At 47.4% G+C, this 14,607-nt stretch carries 18 protein-coding genes; 6 read left to right on the top strand and 12 right to left on the bottom strand.

The window, feature by feature from the left end; genetic code table 11:
• Nucleotides 1-14 precede the first annotated feature (14 nt).
• The 5 genes from IQE94_RS12480 to IQE94_RS12500 form a co-directional block, all read right to left on the bottom strand.
• A complete protein-coding gene (locus IQE94_RS12480) occupies nucleotides 15-683 on the bottom strand; it encodes a hypothetical protein (protein ID WP_223342065.1) in 669 nt (222 codons plus the stop codon).
• 94 nt (nucleotides 684-777) lie between these two features.
• Nucleotides 778-1,113, bottom strand: coding sequence for a translation initiation factor (locus IQE94_RS12485; RefSeq protein ID WP_212718820.1), 336 nt, complete (start codon nucleotides 1,111-1,113; stop codon nucleotides 778-780).
• A 192-nt stretch (nucleotides 1,114-1,305) separates the two neighbouring features.
• Nucleotides 1,306-1,986 carry a phosphatase PAP2 family protein gene (locus tag IQE94_RS12490; protein WP_223342066.1) on the bottom strand — a complete coding sequence of 227 codons (681 nt, stop codon included), beginning with the start codon at nucleotides 1,984-1,986 and terminating at the stop codon, nucleotides 1,306-1,308.
• 60 nt (nucleotides 1,987-2,046) lie between these two features.
• Nucleotides 2,047-3,048: a DNA polymerase III subunit delta gene (holA, locus tag IQE94_RS12495; protein ID WP_212718822.1), complete on the bottom strand. Its 1,002-nt coding sequence runs from the start codon at nucleotides 3,046-3,048 to the stop codon at nucleotides 2,047-2,049.
• Nucleotides 3,049-3,115: 67 nt separating this feature from the next.
• A complete protein-coding gene (locus IQE94_RS12500) occupies nucleotides 3,116-3,310 on the bottom strand; it encodes a hypothetical protein (RefSeq protein ID WP_010873717.1) in 195 nt (64 codons plus the stop codon).
• 28 nt (nucleotides 3,311-3,338) lie between these two features.
• Between IQE94_RS12500 and IQE94_RS12505 the strand changes: the two genes are divergently transcribed.
• Both IQE94_RS12505 and IQE94_RS12510 read left to right on the top strand, forming a co-directional pair.
• Nucleotides 3,339-3,665: a DUF6883 domain-containing protein gene (locus IQE94_RS12505; protein WP_223342067.1), complete on the top strand. Its 327-nt coding sequence runs from the start codon at nucleotides 3,339-3,341 to the stop codon at nucleotides 3,663-3,665.
• Nucleotides 3,666-3,683: 18 nt separating this feature from the next.
• Nucleotides 3,684-3,929, top strand: a complete 246-nt coding sequence (locus IQE94_RS12510) for a DUF4926 domain-containing protein (protein WP_212718828.1) — start codon at nucleotides 3,684-3,686, stop codon at nucleotides 3,927-3,929.
• A gap of 93 nt (nucleotides 3,930-4,022) precedes the next feature.
• Here the strand turns inward: IQE94_RS12510 and IQE94_RS12515 are convergent, their stop codons facing one another.
• The 5 genes from IQE94_RS12515 to IQE94_RS12535 form a co-directional block, all read right to left on the bottom strand.
• Nucleotides 4,023-4,469, bottom strand: a complete 447-nt coding sequence (locus tag IQE94_RS12515; protein ID WP_212718830.1) for a DUF2752 domain-containing protein — start codon at nucleotides 4,467-4,469, stop codon at nucleotides 4,023-4,025.
• Between the two features lie 53 nt (nucleotides 4,470-4,522).
• Nucleotides 4,523-4,750 carry a CD225/dispanin family protein gene (locus IQE94_RS12520; RefSeq protein ID WP_249213978.1) on the bottom strand — a complete coding sequence of 76 codons (228 nt, stop codon included), beginning with the start codon at nucleotides 4,748-4,750 and terminating at the stop codon, nucleotides 4,523-4,525.
• 149 nt (nucleotides 4,751-4,899) lie between these two features.
• Nucleotides 4,900-5,364, bottom strand: coding sequence for a CYTH domain-containing protein (locus IQE94_RS12525; protein WP_212718834.1), 465 nt, complete (start codon nucleotides 5,362-5,364; stop codon nucleotides 4,900-4,902).
• Nucleotides 5,348-9,094, bottom strand: coding sequence for a hydantoinase B/oxoprolinase family protein (locus IQE94_RS12530; protein WP_223342068.1), 3,747 nt, complete (start codon nucleotides 9,092-9,094; stop codon nucleotides 5,348-5,350). Before IQE94_RS12530 ends, IQE94_RS12525 begins: the two co-directional genes overlap by 17 nt.
• A 220-nt stretch (nucleotides 9,095-9,314) precedes the next feature.
• Nucleotides 9,315-9,479: a YqaE/Pmp3 family membrane protein gene (locus IQE94_RS12535; RefSeq protein ID WP_038530201.1), complete on the bottom strand. Its 165-nt coding sequence runs from the start codon at nucleotides 9,477-9,479 to the stop codon at nucleotides 9,315-9,317.
• A gap of 192 nt (nucleotides 9,480-9,671) precedes the next feature.
• Here IQE94_RS12535 and IQE94_RS12540 point away from each other — a divergent pair, with 192 nt between their 5' ends.
• Nucleotides 9,672-9,854, top strand: a complete 183-nt coding sequence (locus IQE94_RS12540; protein WP_223343263.1) for a hypothetical protein — start codon at nucleotides 9,672-9,674, stop codon at nucleotides 9,852-9,854.
• Between the two features lie 197 nt (nucleotides 9,855-10,051).
• Here IQE94_RS12540 and IQE94_RS12545 read toward each other — a convergent pair whose 3' ends face one another.
• Nucleotides 10,052-10,702, bottom strand: coding sequence for a TetR/AcrR family transcriptional regulator (locus IQE94_RS12545; protein ID WP_223342069.1), 651 nt, complete (start codon nucleotides 10,700-10,702; stop codon nucleotides 10,052-10,054).
• A 120-nt stretch (nucleotides 10,703-10,822) separates the two neighbouring features.
• Between IQE94_RS12545 and IQE94_RS12550 the strand changes: the two genes are divergently transcribed.
• The 3 genes from IQE94_RS12550 to IQE94_RS12560 are packed head-to-tail and all read left to right on the top strand — an operon-like array spanning nucleotide 10,823 to nucleotide 14,190.
• Entirely contained in the window at nucleotides 10,823-12,265 is a 1,443-nt protein-coding gene (locus IQE94_RS12550) for an HlyD family efflux transporter periplasmic adaptor subunit (RefSeq protein WP_223342070.1), read from the top strand.
• 35 nt (nucleotides 12,266-12,300) lie between these two features.
• Nucleotides 12,301-13,488, top strand: coding sequence for an ABC transporter permease DevC (gene devC / locus IQE94_RS12555; protein ID WP_212718858.1), 1,188 nt, complete (start codon nucleotides 12,301-12,303; stop codon nucleotides 13,486-13,488).
• A gap of 6 nt (nucleotides 13,489-13,494) precedes the next feature.
• Nucleotides 13,495-14,190: a DevA family ABC transporter ATP-binding protein gene (locus tag IQE94_RS12560; RefSeq protein WP_223342071.1), complete on the top strand. Its 696-nt coding sequence runs from the start codon at nucleotides 13,495-13,497 to the stop codon at nucleotides 14,188-14,190.
• 74 nt (nucleotides 14,191-14,264) lie between these two features.
• On the opposite strand, the gene IQE94_RS12565 is transcribed toward IQE94_RS12560, so the two are convergent.
• Complete coding sequence (locus IQE94_RS12565; protein WP_194013751.1) at nucleotides 14,265-14,606, bottom strand: ribulose bisphosphate carboxylase small subunit; 342 nt, start codon at nucleotides 14,604-14,606, stop codon at nucleotides 14,265-14,267.
• Between the last annotated feature and the right edge of the window lies 1 nt (nucleotide 14,607).

Here is a 14,607-nt window from a genome sequence, read left to right on the forward strand (position 1 = left end):
ACGCCATGGATGGTCTAGTCGCTATCCGCATCCTCTTTGCCCTGGCTTGGGTGGTGGTCATCAAACAAGATCAGCGTTTCCGCCGCCTGCCGGGGAGAATCAGTGGTTTTCCTCGATGGGACTGGGATTATGGGGGGCATATTTTCCCCTTGTCCGGTCGGTAAACGTTCCTGGTGGTAAGTTTCCTTGGCTTGGGCCTCCATCAACTCAGGCGATCGCCGTCGGGGGATTTTTAATTGAGAAGCTGGAGGAATTTGTAATTGGGGAACGGGGAGAACCAAAGCCGCTGGGGGGTCATCTTCCTTAGTCGTACCGGCAATATTTTTCACAAAAAAGTTAATTGTTTCTTCCTTCAACCAGCCCTTGAGCACCGCCACTGAACCAAAGCGTACCCCCAACCGTTGTTGTTCGCGCAAAATACGTTCAATCTGGTCTTCATCCAGCAGATGGGCCATTTTCAGGTAGTAACCAATGGGGCCCTGCACCGGTTGCCCCACCATTGCGGGCCAGAGGTCAACGAAAAAATCCGCCGTTTCCTGGGAAATCCAGCCATGGTGAGAAAGAATTTCCCCCAACAACATCTCGAACTGCTTTTGTTCATACAAAGCCACCTCCAATTGCCCAGAGGTAATTAGTTTTGCTTCCTGGAGAATAATACCGATGGGCTTTTTGTTACTGACCATGGCGGATGGGGGAAGAGCATGTTTCAGAATCGGACAAGATAGACTCTGAATGAAAGAAAAAAGACTTAATTAGGCGTAATTGGGCTTTAATAATCTAACCACCGCTAATTTTAGCTTTGTATCCCTGCTTTAACAAATAAGCGAGAATTTTCTCCCGTTGATCACCCTGGATTTCCAAACAATCCTCTTTCAAGGTGCCCCCACTGCCACAAAAACTTTTCAGAGCCTTGAGCAGAGCTTGCCGCCCTGGGGTGGACAATTGCAAACCATGCACCACTGTTACCGTTTTTCCTTTTCGACCAGAGCGAGTTGCTTGGATCCGGACATTATGCTGTTGGGGAGGAAGGTCAATTTCTTCCTCCGATGTGGGATCTACCACCGGGCCAAATTCTTGGTAAACAATACGGGCTGGGGGTTTGGAGCTGGCCATAGGACTGGAAAAAAATACTGAGTAGCGCCAACGCTAATGAGCAGGAAGCAATTGGAAAATTAGCGTCTGATCGCCTGAATAAAATAGTACACTTACTAACCAGAGTACCAGATTCAACGCTGTCAGTGGGAGAGTTTGTTTGTAAAGTTTTGATCTATAGCATGTTGGCAAAACCGGTGGAGCGTTTTAGTTTTAATGAGATTGCAAATAAACATCGGGCTTTTCCCGCTTCAGCAAGAACAAGCTAATAGTTAACCAAATAAAGCCCACCCCATAGCCGGCGAGGATATCTGTTAACCAATGAACTCGGCAATACATACTGGCAATGCCGATGAAACTCACCCAAAGGGTTGCACCAAGATAAATGTGCCAACGGTATTGGGGAAAATGGGAAGCCAACAAAAAAGCCAGATAAAAATAAAACACCACCCCTCCCGCCGCGTGGCCACTGGGGAAACTGCGCCCATCCACATCTACCAAACGGGGTAAAGGGCGAGTCCGATTAAAAAAGGGCTTCAATACTTGGTCAATGACCAAAAGAATGCCCAGGGTGGCAAAAACTAGATATTTAATCTCCGACCAATAGCGTTTCCAAGCTAAAAAACCGAGGGTGAGGGCAATCATTGTAGCGGTTAGTTCCACCCCTGTTCCTTTGTAAACCTTGATCCAAAAAGGGGCCATCTTTTCGGGAATCACTTGACGGAGCCAGTCTAAAAAGGCAATGTCAAAGGCAATTTCCTTCAGTTCGTTTACTTCCTTAAAATTGTGACCCAGGGCAATTAATAACCCCATGATCGCCAAGCAGCAGAAAAAGGGAATTCGACCGACAATGGTTAACCAGGGAGGCAAAGGAGTATGGGCCGACGGCTTCATTGGGCAAGGTTTAAGAAATGACAATTTCCCAGCATAGGGCCATTTGTCGACAGACGGAGATCAATGACGACGGTGCATGGGCTGGAACAATGACGAGAGTTCCATCACCTTAGTTTGTAAGCTTGCATAGGGATCCGCTCCCCGCTTTAGTTGATACTCCAATTCCAGCAACAGAGGTAGGGTTTTGAGCAATTGCCCGCCGGTAATGCCACGTAGTTCCTTGCGTAAAAAATATAAACGTTTAGGATTACTTAGATCGGCCTGGGCGGCGATCGCCTTATCATCCTTTTCCCCTGCTTCCAAGGCGAGCTTAATCAATGTCCAAGTGCGGAACTGGCCGGTGAGGGTAGCCAAAATTTTTAAAGCCGGTTCGTTATGGGTGAGCAATAAATCCGCCGCCAATTGCAAGGCCTGAGCCGTTTCCCCATCCCGGATCGCCTGGGCTAATTGCAAGCTATTTTGAGTGCTGGTACTGACCAACTGCTCCACCTGGGACACCGTTAAAGAGCCAGGCTGGCTCTCGCTATAGAGTTTGAGCTTGCCCAACTCATTCCAAATCAGCCTAGTGTCATTACCCAACGCTTCTGCTAAAAAACCTTCCGTTTCCGCCGCCAAGGGCAGTTGCAGATCCTGGGCGATCGCCTGGATTTGATGGATGAGGGCGTCCACATTCCAGGGAGAAATGAGGGCAAATTCCCGGATAGTGGCATTACCCTCCAAATATTTAGTCGATTTCAGGCGGCGATCAAGCTTTTTACTCGAAGTGAACAGTAGATGGCAGTCGGTAGGGATGGCGGGCAAACTTCTTTGCAGCCTAGCCAGTAGAGCATCATCACAACTTTGTCCCAAGGTGGAATCCACCACCCACACTAGGCGATCCCCATTGCCAAAGGGAGGAGTCAGGGCTTGTTCCAGACCTCTTTGGGTAGCATCAGCCTGTTCCCCCGGAATTTTCTCAAAATTAAACGCCTCCCATTGGGGGTCTAAACAACGTTTTTGCAATTGCTTGACCGCTTGGTGCAGGGTAAATTGGTCTTCGCCCCAATAAAAATAAACGGGCATGGCAACATTGCGGAATTTTTATCTAACTCCCCCCAAGCTTTGGCCAGGGAGCTTTTCCAAAAAACTTTTAACGACCTTTGAGGGCCTTCTGAAAATTTTTGCGGTAGGAAGGATTGACCAGGAGTAAACCAGGCCAAAGCAAAGCCAGGGAGATGCGGGTTGCCAAGCTACGGTTAAAGTTAGTGTGGCGATAACCAGAAAGAAAACGCCAGACTCCACCGACGTAAACCACCAACAAAACAAACGAAACTAAATATCCCATAGTGCTTGAGGCGCCGAGAGTAGAAACAATGCCCAAGGGCAAATGCCGTCCTCATTCTAGCAAATTAACCACCAGGAACCGTCAGCCGACAAGGCGATCGCCGCTCTTGTCATCAGAGGAGATGATAGTTGCTGAGAGTAACTTCAAGAAGTTTGATGCCGAAGAATTACGTCAGATTCTACTGGCAGTAGTTCAAAGTAATGAAGTCAAACTGGGAAGAAAAGACGCATTTGGTCAGCGCTACACTTTGGATTTTGACATCGAATGGCAGAATAGAAGTGGAACGCTTCGTAGTGCCTGGATTATCGAGCACGGCTCAGAAGTGCCAAGATTGACGACTTGTTATCCGCTATAGTTCGGTGGAGATAGTCTAATGAATAGTACGGTAAATTTATTGGATGTGGTGGCTTTAACCGTTGATTTACCCCAGTACAATCTGTGGCGAGGGCAGGTGGGCACAGTAGTGGATATCCTAGCAAATGGCACAGCATTTGAAGTCGAATTTAGCGATCGCCATGGGCGGCCCTACGAGTCTTTAGGACTACGACCAGAGCAAGTAATCGTGTTACATTTTAAACCAAAATCCCTTGATAAAAAAGCGACGGTAGTTGCAACCTAACAAGACTGTTTTTAAAGATGGCATCAGTTTTACTCGTCACCGATGCCCATAAATTACTCTCTTTAAATATGTCTAAACGATTAGAGCTTTAGACTAGGGCGCTAACCAAGAAAAAGGAGCCAAGGGGATATTTCTGGCCACCCAGTAAGCTAAAATCGCTTGCAATATGAACCAGATTACCTTGGGGGGAATAAACCAAACCAATAAAGTCTGCCCAGTAATAGTTTTTAGGCCATAGGCAACGTAGGAGTAAACCATAAAAGGGAGGGAGATGATCATTAAAGGATTTAGTCCAAAAGCTCCCACTAAATTGCCATGTAGCAGTTGGTGCAACGCCCGTAAAGTGCCGCAACCGGGACAATAAAGCCCAGTTAAACTACGAAAGGGACTGGGGGGAAATAACTTTGATGAAGCGGGATCAAAGAGGAAAAGGAGAGTGCCAGCAACGACAATGGTGAGGGTTACCAAAGTGAATACTAAATATTCCTTGGCCTTAGGGGATAGTAATGGAGAGGGGAAGTGATGCTTCAAGCTAAACATAGTATTCGTTGATGAATAGTGGACAACAGCAAAATCAAAAAGCCTAACTTTAATTACTGACCAAAGATGGCGGCAAGCACAGCAAGAACGATATAGATAACTACAAAAATTATGCCGGCACCAAATGACCACCAACAAAACTTTTTCGCCTCATTGGAAGCCTTAACCGCCCCTTCATAGTCCCCGGAGGCTAAACGGGAGTTAACTTCCGATGCTTTGATAATGGCCACAATGCCCAAGGGCAGGCAACAAAATAGAGTTACTAGGATCGACTGCGCCAAGTAATTTGGTACATTTTGATTTGTCATATAACAAACTCATTTTTCATTAGACTGGAATATACCAGCCAGGATAGACAGAAATTAGCTTAATGGTTCATTTTGTTGCGTTTTCTTCATAATTTACCAAGATTGGTAGGCTATTTTTGATTTCACCAATTTTTGTAGGGATGCTTAGTTAAATTGACATTGTAATAGCGGGCATCGTCAGTTACTTCTTGGCCAATCCAGGGGGGTAAATTTATTTGTTCATCGGCGTGGGTTAATTCCACTTCCGCCAAAATTAGACCCTGGTTATCACCCAAAAATTCGTCCACTTCCCAAGTTTTTCCTTGATAATCGAGACAATAACGATATTTTTCAATCAGGGGCGGTGAGCAAAGCTCTGTCAAAATTTGATTGGCTTCCAGGGCCGGAATTTCATACTCAAATTCCAAGCGAGCCATGCCGGTATTTTTACCTTTAATGGTGAGATAGGCCCGATCGCCAATGGTACGGACTCGAACCGTGGTTAAATCTTTGGTGGCAATGTAACCCTGACGGTATAAATGACCCTGGGCCAGACTCCGCCAACGGTCATCTTTGACCAGAAATTTACGTTCAATCTCGACGGCCATAGCCTCCCCCTCCCGGTGTTTTAACGATTAGGCGATCGCCAGGGACCACATCCACCTGAGCACAACCATCTAACCGTAACTCATCCCCAGAATGACGCAGTAACCAATTTTCCCCCACCGCTCCCGGTTCTCCCCCTGCCAAACCAAAGGGAGCCACCCGCCGCCGATTGGCCAAAATGGCCACAGATAGAGACTGACGAAATTGAAACTGGCGCACGATGCCATTACCACCAGAAAATTTACCTGCACCACCACTGTGAGGCCGAATGGCAAATTGTTCCAGCAACACGGGGAAACGACTTTCCAAGATTTCCGGGTCGGTCAAGCGGGAATTGGTCATGTGGGTTTGCACTGCGTCACAACCGGCAAAACCAGGGCCAGCCCCACTGCCCCCAGCAATAGTTTCATAGTATTGATATTGTCCATCGCCGAAGGTGAGATTATTCATGGTGCCCTGGCTAGCGGCCAGACATCCTAGCGCTCCGTATAACGTGTCGGCGATCGCCTGGGATGTTTCCACATTACCGGCGACTACGGCCGCTGGGTATTGAGGATCGAGGAGGCAACTGGGGGGAATAATAATCTTTAACGGTTTGAGACAACCGGCATTGAGGGGAATCGGTTCCTGCACCAGGGTGCGAAAAACGTATAAAACCACTGCTTGTACCACCGCTTTGGGCGTATTGAAATTATGCTTACCCTGGGGAGAAGTGCCAGAAAAATCAATGGTGGCAGTACCTTGGGAAACGTTAACGGTGATAGCCACCGCAATGCGAATACCATTGTCCATTTCCGTCACAAATTGACCAGACTTTAACTTAGCGATCGCCTGGGTTACGGCTTGTTGGGCATTATTTTGCACATGGAGCATATATTGCTGCACGGTGTTTAAGCCATACTGGGCCACCATATTTTCTAAACCCATTATGCCCCGTTGATTGGCGGCAATTTGAGCAGAAAAGTCAGCTAAATTTTGCTCCACATTACGGGCAGGGTAGGGACTATTTAATAGATGCACTCGAATGGTTTCCGTTTGTAATCCCCCCGCTTTAACTAACAATTTATTATCAAATAAAATACCTTCTTGGTTAATATTTTGACTGTGGGGAGGCATGGAACCAGGGGTAATGCCGCCCAAATCCGCTTGGTGGCCACGGGAGGCAACATAAAACAAAATTTCTTTACCAGCGGAGTCAAATAGGGGCGTTATTACCGTCACATCCGGTAAGTGGGTGCCACCGTTATAGGGATCATTGGAGAGATACACATCCCCCGGTTGCAATTGCTGACGGCGATCGCGCAGAAGAGCTTTAACACTTTCTCCCATGGAACCCAAATGGACAGGAATATGGGGCGCATTGGCGATCAAATCCCCGTGGGAATCGAAAATAGCACAGGAGAAATCAAGCCGTTCTTTAATATTTACTGAGCTAGCGATATTTCGCAAAACAATGCCCATTTCTTCAGCAATAAATTGATAAAGATTTTTAAATATTTCCAGCCGCACTGGATCAACTTGAATATCATTGTTGAGAGCATTTAGATTAATTTTAAATTTATTTTTGTTATTAATTAAATCCTCCCCATCTTCTGTGTTGTTAACTCTTTTTTCTAATACCAAATGGCATGGCTGGGGTTCCCCTGGTTTTGCCGATCCCAACTGGGCTTGCCAACCCGGATCAATCACAATGGTGCCGGTGCCTTCCACAATCATTGCTGGCCCGGTAATTGCCTGATGGGGCCCTAATTGCTGACGTTGATACACAGGAATGGAATGCCATTGGCGATCACCATAGAAATCCACCATTTCCACAGCCTGGCCCGGCTTTGTTGCTAGAGTTAAACAGGGTTCCGGCGGTAAATCCAGCGGTTGAATATACTCTAAGCTAATGGAAGCAATGGTGAGGGGAGTGCCGGTTTGACTAAAACCATAACGTTGCTGATGCTGATGGGTAAATTGCTCCGTTAAACTGGCTAAATCTTGGCAAAAATCGAGACTTAAAGTGGTGTCAGTACCCTGGTATTTCAGATCAATTTGACGACGTATGGTGGGCGGATGATTAGAACTTTGTTCGTCATGATTGCTATTGTGGTCAGTGGTAAAAGTTCTAGTCAATTGTGTTTTTAGGGTTTGATAATGGGTGAGTAAGTTACTTAAATTTTCTGCCGTTAAAGGTTGCTCAATGGTCATGGCCCGCAGGGCTCTCTGTTCCGCCAAACCCATGCCATAGGCTGAAAGTACGCCACTGTAGGGATGGAGAAAAATTTTGCTAATGCCCAGGCGATCGCCTAACCGACAAACTAGTTGTCCCCCTGCTCCCCCAAAGCAACAAAGGGTGTAATTTTTTAAGTCATAGCCCCGTTGTAGGCTAATTTTTTTAATGGCATTGGCCATATTTTCCACGGCGATCGCCAGAAAACCATCTGCCACTTCTACCGGGGTAGGTTGAGTTGCGGTGGATTGGGCAATTTGAGTGGCTAAATCGGTGAATTTTTCTTGAACAATATCAATATCTAAGGGTTGATTTCCTTCTGGACCAAACACAGGGGGGAAATAGTTTTTTTGCAGTCTTCCCACCATCACATTGGCATCGGTCACTGTTAACGGCCCATCCCGACGGTAACAGGCGGGCCCAGGGTTCGCCCCCGCAGAATCCGGCCCCACTTGGTATCTTTGCCCGTCAAATTGCAAAATGGAACCGCCCCCCGCCGCCACGGTATGGATGGCTAAGCTTGGTACCCGCAAACGGACTCCGGCAATTTCCGTTTCCCATAATCGTTCATAGGTACCATTGAAGTGGGCGACATCGGTGGAAGTCCCCCCCATGTCAAAGGTAATAATATGGCTAAAGCCTGCTCGCTGTGAGGTTTTGACTGCGCCAACAATGCCCCCGGCCGGCCCGGAGAGGATGCTATCCCGCCCCTGGAAATGATTGCCATCCACCAACCCCCCATGGGACTGCATAAACTGTACTGTTATCCCCGGTAATTGTCCCTGCACTTGGTCAACGTAACGCCGGAGCAGAGGGGAAAGGTAGGCGTCAACTACGGTGGTATCCCCTCGATAAATGTATTTAATTAGGGGGCTAACTTCAGAAGAACGGGAAATTTGAGTAAAGCCAATATTTTGGGCAATTTCAGCAATGATTAATTCGTGGTCAGGATAGCGATAACTGTGCATTAAGGCGATCGCCACACTGCGAATTCCTTGGTCGTAAGCCTGTTGTAAGTCCCTATTAATTTGATACTGGTCTAGGGGGTGTAAAATTTCTCCTTGTGCATCAATTCTTTCCACCGCTTCAATGACTAGGCTATAGAGCCGACTAGGTTTTTTAATCTCCAGGGCAAAAATGTCCGGTCGATGCTGATAGGCGATCGCCAACCCGTCCCGGAATCCTTGGGTCATTACCAAAACGACAGGGTCCCCTTTGCGTTCCAGGAGAGCGTTAGTGGCCACCGTAGTGCCCATTTTTACCAAACTAACTTTTTCTGGAGTAATGAGTTCGATGGTTCCTAAACCCAAAATAGTGCGGATGCCATGAATGACTGCATCGCGATAAAGTTCAGGATTTTCTGATAATAATTTAAATAAAATTACTGTTTCTTTTGTGGGTAGGGCAAATACGCTAAATCGTCTATCTTTAACGCACTGCTGGGCTAATTTTTCATCTTTGGTGATGGCAACAATATCGGTAAATGTTCCGCCCCGGTCCACAAAAAATTTGGTCATGTTGAATTTGATTGGAGGGAAATAATCTGTGGTTAAACATGGCTGGCTAGATCCGGTTTGTAAAGCTTTAATCTGCCCTCTAGATTTTCCCAGTAAGGCTTCAGCAATACTAGGACTAGGGCTTTTTATCTAGTTTGCTTCCAACTTGAAGAGCAGGGGGGCATTCAAAACCACTTTTAGACCGGGGTGGATTGCCTAGCCATGTATTAGTTAGTGCAGACTAATTTTCCCGGGCAATGACCCAAATTGCATGGACAAGGCCAAGAATGTATAGCCCAAAAATGGTTAGTAGTAAGTTAATCCAAAAGTCTTTGCCAATACCCACCTGCAAGAAGACCCCCAGGGGTGGCAAAAGAATCGCGCAAATGATTTTAACAATGTCCATCAGTTCACTCCAATGTGTTTTGATAACCAGGATTGTTTGAGGGCCCAACAGCAAAGGCAGGCAGAAGTGTCCCATGGACTATGCTATCCCATCCCCCCATATTGACAAAGTTGGGTTTATAAATACTAGCAAAATTAAGGTAAATACCCCGGCGTTGCCCGATCAGATCCATTCCCATCCACGGCGATCGCCATGGCATTTAATCTGTGTTACACCACGGTTAATTTGCTCTGCACTGTCCTAAAGCCGGAATTGACCCAGAACTATACCGCATCAATTCTGGTTTATTTTGTTGTCAGTTGGATGGGGTTGAGTGAGCAACAATCCGGCGCCATTGCCCCCGCCGCTCAAGGTACAGCTTTAGAAAGTGTTTGAAAAGTACAAAGCTAGGTATTTATCCCCCTAAATCTCCTCACTAAAGCTCCGGCTTAAAAAGGGGGACTTTTGTGACATTTCCCCCCTTCCCAAGGGGGGCTAGGGGGGATTAAACAGCCAAAACTCAACTTTCCAAACAGACTCTTAGTGATTTTGTTTGTAAGGAAATAATATTTGATTGGACTCTCAGCCAGCGTTTAAACATTGGGCTTTTTTCCCGCCGCCATCATCAACGCCACCAATCCATCTGCGAGGCGATCGCTCTCCAGGGGCAAAATGTCTTCCCCTTGCATTAACTTTTGCACAATTAAGAAGTGAACCAAAGACCCCGCAAAAATCCGGGCGGCCACCATTGGATCAGGGAAATGGAGTTGGGGTTGGGAACCGAAATAGGTTGCTAAATTTTCTAACATTGGTTTTTGGATTTCCCGCACAAAGCTTTGGGCTAGGGTCGGAAACCGTTCGGATTCGCCAATGATCAAGCGAATCAGGGTTAATAAGGCCGGATTCTGGGCAAACCCGGTCAGGGCTTTATCGGCCAATTGACGCAAAAACATTTCCGGGGGCAAATCCACATCGGCGATCGCCGGTCGATGGGGAAACAGGGGATCACAACTTTGGCTTAGGTTCTGCACCAAGGCCATGAATAATCCTTCCTTATCCTGAAAATAACTGTAGAGGGTGGGCTTAGAGACCCCCGCCGCCTTGGCAATGCGATCCATACTGGCCGCCGCATACCCTTGGGTTGTGAAAATTTTTAAGGCACCGTCCAAAATTTGCTCGGCTTTGTCATTGCTGGGGCGTAGCGGTTTAATCGGGTCTAACTCGTTCACAGGTTTGGCTTGCATCGGATCTTCCTCAGCATAGCAAGGGGACTCTCCTTCCTCTAGTTTACTAAACGGTATAGTCAACTTTACTAAACGGTGTAGTAAAATAAAAATATAAAGCTTTCACCCCAGGGGAGCAAAATGGGATCAATTGCAACGGACTTTCAAACATCTTCTCCGGCTAAACCATTGGCTAAAAAGTCTCCTTTTGGCCGTTGGCAGATTGGTGTTGGGCTAATTGGGTTGACATTGTTCGGGGCGATCACCGCTCAGCAAGGATGGTTACCCTTCATATCGAAGACGGAACCCGTTGAGATGGAAGTTATTCCTTCCCCCTTGCCCACCGTCACTGCCCTAGGTCGTTTAGAACCCCAAGGGGAAATGATTTATCTCAGTGCCCCCACCGCCAGCCAGGAAACCCGATTGGAAAAATTGTTGGTCAAGGTCGGCGATCGGGTAGAAGCGGGTCAAACCATCGCCCTGTTGAGTGGTCGGGATCGGTGGCAGGCGGCATTAACCCAAGCCCAAGGGGATTTGCAAGTGGCGGAAGCTCGCTTGGCCCAAGTCAAAGCCGGGGCAAAAAATGAAGATATTACGGCTCAATCGGCCCAAATTGCCCAACGCCAAGCCCAATGGCAAGAAGATGTCAAAGCCAAAAATGCAGAGCTTAAACGTTTACAAGCCCAGTGGGACGGCGATCGACAAATCCAACAGGCAACCTTGAAACAACTGCAAGCGGATTGGCAGGGGCAAAGGACAGAAATTGAAGCCAAATTGCAACGACTGCAAGCGGAATTGGCCAACGCCAAAATGGAGTACCAACGTTATCAACAGCTTTATACTGCTGGGGCCATTTCCGAATCGGTGTTTGATGGCAAAGCCCTCGCGGTGGATAGTTTACAGCAACAGGTTAAGGAAAATCAGGCTAATTTAAACCGGGTTAACCGCACCTCCGTGGAAAAAATTAGCGCCGCTGAAACGGAATTAACCAGCCTTAATCAGACCTTTCCCCAACAAATTCAAGCCGTCCAAGCTGACCTTCGACGGTTGCAAAAAACCGGAGTTGCCTCGGTGCAGGAAGCGGAAGCCCAACGGGAAAGTTTAGCCAATGTGCGTCCGGTAGATGTCCAGGTGGCCGATGCTGAAGTGCAACGGGCTAAAGCGGCGGTGCAAAAAGCCCAAACGGATTTAGCCCAAACGGTGATTACTGCGCCAGAGGCAGGGGAAATTTTGGCAGTCTATACCCGTCCCGGTGAAAAAATTGCGGATCAGGGCATTGTCAGCCTAGGGCAAACCCAACAAATGATGGCGATCGCCGAAGTTTACCAGGGGGATATTGGCCGCATCCAGCTTGGGCAAATGGCAAAAATCACCTCCCCTATTTTGGATGAATCCTTACAAGGCAGGGTGCAACGCATTGATCCCCTCGTGCAACGCCAAACCATTGTTAACGAAGATCCCGCCGCCAATATTGACGCCAAAGTAATCGAAGTCCGCATTGAGCTTGATCCCGAAAGTTCTAACCGGGTGAAGAATTTAACTAACTTGCAAGTCACCGTCACCATCCAAACCCCGGTGCAATAAGGGCGCATTTTTGAACAATACCACCGGTTTATCCCATGTTTCGTTTTCGTCAACTGCTCCATACCCTCCGAGATCGCACTCCACTGGGTCTCTTACAACTCAACCATGACCGCCTCCGACTGCTAACGGCGATCGCCGGCATTACCTTTGCTGATGTGTTGATCTTTATGCAATTGGGCTTTGCTGATGCGTTGTATCGTACTAATACCCAATATCCCCGGACACTCCAAACGGATTTGGTAATGATTAGTAATCAAGCGGATAATTTCAACGAATTACAAACTTTTTCCCGTCGCCGTTTGTACCAAGCCCTCGATGTGCCGGGGGTGAAATCCGTGGATACGCTTTATGTTAGTTCCGTGCAATGGCGTAATCCCCAAACCAGGGAAAAGACTCCCATGTTAGTTATCGGTCAAGATCCCCATCGAGTTGCGCTGGATTTGCCGGTGGTTAATCAACAATTGGATCAATTAACGTTACCCAATACGGTGTTATTTGACCAAAAATCCCGAGGCCGCTACGACAAAATGGTGGAGCAGGTAGAACGGGGGGAACTGGTAACTACGGAAATTGGCACAAACACCGTCACCGTAACGGGATTATTTAGTGTGGGGGCATCCTTCGCTGATGATGGGGCCTTAATGACCAGTACAGAGACCTTTTTGAGGCTTTTTCCCAAACGTCAAGCCAACACTCCAAGCATGGGCTTAATCTATCTCCAACCCGATGCTGATCCCGAATCTGTGCGGGCAACCCTAGAGGCTTATCTCCCCGATGATGTGCAAGTGTTTACCAACCAGGGTTATGTGGATTTTGAAATTGCCTATATTCAAAGGCGATCGCCCATTGGCTTTGTGTTTGGTCTAGGCACGGTAATGGGTTTTATCGTCGGTACGGTGATTGTCTATCAAGTGCTTTCCACCGATGTCAACAGTCACCTAGCGGAATACGCCACTTTTCGGGCCATGGGTTACCGTCAACGTTATTTGTTGGGGGTCATTTTTGAAGAAGCGTTAATTTTGTCTGTCCTTGGCTTTATTCCTAGTTTGGCGATCGCCCTGGGGGCCTACCGACTGACGGCCTTTGCTACGGCGTTACCAATTTTTATGCCTGTGGGCCGGGCAGTTTTTGTTTTTGTTTTAACCCTGGCGATGTGTAGCTTCTCCGGTGTGATAGCCGCCCGTCGTCTCCAAGCCGCCGATCCCGCCGATATTTTTGCCTAAAATGCCATGAACAATCCTCCCATTATTGTTATTCGTCAACTGAACCACTATTTCGGCAGTGGCGATCTCCGTAAACAAGTGTTATTTGACATTGACCTAGATATTCACGCCGGGGAAATTGTGATCATGACCGGGCCATCGGGGTCAGGAAAAACCACCTTATTAACCCTAATTGGGGGACTGCGGGCGGCCCACAAAGGCAGTTTACAGGTATTAGGGCAAGAACTCTGTGACGCCAGCGAAATCATTTTGGTCAATAATCGGCGGCATAACGGCTATATTTTCCAAGCCCACAACCTCCACCACAGCTTAACTGCCCTAGAAAATGTGCAAATGGGGCTAGAAATCACCGGGAAAATTGCCAAGGCAGAACGCCATCACCGGGCCGCCCAGATGTTAGAACAAGTCGGTTTAGCGGATCATTTAAATTATTACCCCGCCAATTTATCTGGGGGACAAAAACAACGGGTGGCGATCGCCAGGGCCCTCATTAGCCATCCCAAAATGGTTTTAGCCGATGAACCCACGGCGGCATTGGACAAAAAATCCGGTCGGGATGTGGTGAATATTATGCAAAAACTCGCCAAAGAACAGGGCTATACAGTGCTATTAATTACCCACGACAACCGCATTTTAGACATTGCCGATCGGATTATTTACCTTGAAGATGGCCGTCTTTCTTTGCAACCTGCGGTTGTTTAAAGCAATAAAAAACCCGCCGAAGCGGGGAGAATATTGGATTTAGGTAAGCATTAAGCAATTAGCAAAGCCGTAACTTAGTAGCGACCTTGATTTTGGTTGGGTTTATGAACAATGAAGCTCACGGTTTGACATTGTTTAATATTGTCAAAGCCGATTACCCGAATGTAACAATTAGGGTTCTCAGAACGACATTCCCGCACTTCGGCTAGAACTTCATTGGCGGTGGCACCACCGAAGAGAGGTAATTTCCACATAGTCCAGAAGTGAGTATCGGGTTGGGGATCTTCCTCAAATTCCACACCGGGAATAAAGCCTTGGTCTAACAGAAACTCAACTTGCTTAGCAATTTGTTGATCCGTTAAAGGGGGAAGGTAGGAAAGGGTTTCGTAGCGGCGCTCTTTGGGTAAAGTTTTCATC

This window comes from Synechocystis sp. PCC 7339 (genome assembly GCF_019924095.1).
Lineage (GTDB): Bacteria > Cyanobacteriota > Cyanobacteriia > Cyanobacteriales > Microcystaceae > Synechocystis.

What these genes read in the sequence shown, in the direction of transcription:
- IQE94_RS12490 (WP_223342066.1), bottom strand. Translation starts at nt 1,986, where the DNA reads ATGAAGCCGTCGGCCCATACTCCTTTGCCTCCCTGGTTAACCATTGTC.
- holA (WP_212718822.1), bottom strand. Translation starts at nt 3,048, where the DNA reads ATGCCCGTTTATTTTTATTGGGGCGAAGACCAATTTACCCTGCACCAA.
- IQE94_RS12540 (WP_223343263.1), top strand. Translation starts at nt 9,672, where the DNA reads ATGGCATTTAATCTGTGTTACACCACGGTTAATTTGCTCTGCACTGTC.
- IQE94_RS12510 (WP_212718828.1), top strand. Translation starts at nt 3,684, where the DNA reads ATGAATAGTACGGTAAATTTATTGGATGTGGTGGCTTTAACCGTTGAT.
- IQE94_RS12535 (WP_038530201.1), bottom strand. Translation starts at nt 9,479, where the DNA reads ATGGACATTGTTAAAATCATTTGCGCGATTCTTTTGCCACCCCTGGGG.
- IQE94_RS12550 (WP_223342070.1), top strand. Translation starts at nt 10,823, where the DNA reads ATGGGATCAATTGCAACGGACTTTCAAACATCTTCTCCGGCTAAACCA.
- IQE94_RS12500 (WP_010873717.1), bottom strand. Translation starts at nt 3,310, where the DNA reads ATGGGATATTTAGTTTCGTTTGTTTTGTTGGTGGTTTACGTCGGTGGA.
- IQE94_RS12505 (WP_223342067.1), top strand. Translation starts at nt 3,339, where the DNA reads ATGCCCAAGGGCAAATGCCGTCCTCATTCTAGCAAATTAACCACCAGG.
- IQE94_RS12560 (WP_223342071.1), top strand. Translation starts at nt 13,495, where the DNA reads ATGAACAATCCTCCCATTATTGTTATTCGTCAACTGAACCACTATTTC.
- IQE94_RS12485 (WP_212718820.1), bottom strand. Translation starts at nt 1,113, where the DNA reads ATGGCCAGCTCCAAACCCCCAGCCCGTATTGTTTACCAAGAATTTGGC.
- IQE94_RS12565 (WP_194013751.1), bottom strand. Translation starts at nt 14,606, where the DNA reads ATGAAAACTTTACCCAAAGAGCGCCGCTACGAAACCCTTTCCTACCTT.
- IQE94_RS12525 (WP_212718834.1), bottom strand. Translation starts at nt 5,364, where the DNA reads ATGGCCGTCGAGATTGAACGTAAATTTCTGGTCAAAGATGACCGTTGG.
- IQE94_RS12515 (WP_212718830.1), bottom strand. Translation starts at nt 4,469, where the DNA reads ATGTTTAGCTTGAAGCATCACTTCCCCTCTCCATTACTATCCCCTAAG.
- IQE94_RS12545 (WP_223342069.1), bottom strand. Translation starts at nt 10,702, where the DNA reads ATGCAAGCCAAACCTGTGAACGAGTTAGACCCGATTAAACCGCTACGC.
- devC (WP_212718858.1), top strand. Translation starts at nt 12,301, where the DNA reads ATGTTTCGTTTTCGTCAACTGCTCCATACCCTCCGAGATCGCACTCCA.
- IQE94_RS12480 (WP_223342065.1), bottom strand. Translation starts at nt 683, where the DNA reads ATGGTCAGTAACAAAAAGCCCATCGGTATTATTCTCCAGGAAGCAAAA.
- IQE94_RS12530 (WP_223342068.1), bottom strand. Translation starts at nt 9,094, where the DNA reads ATGACCAAATTTTTTGTGGACCGGGGCGGAACATTTACCGATATTGTT.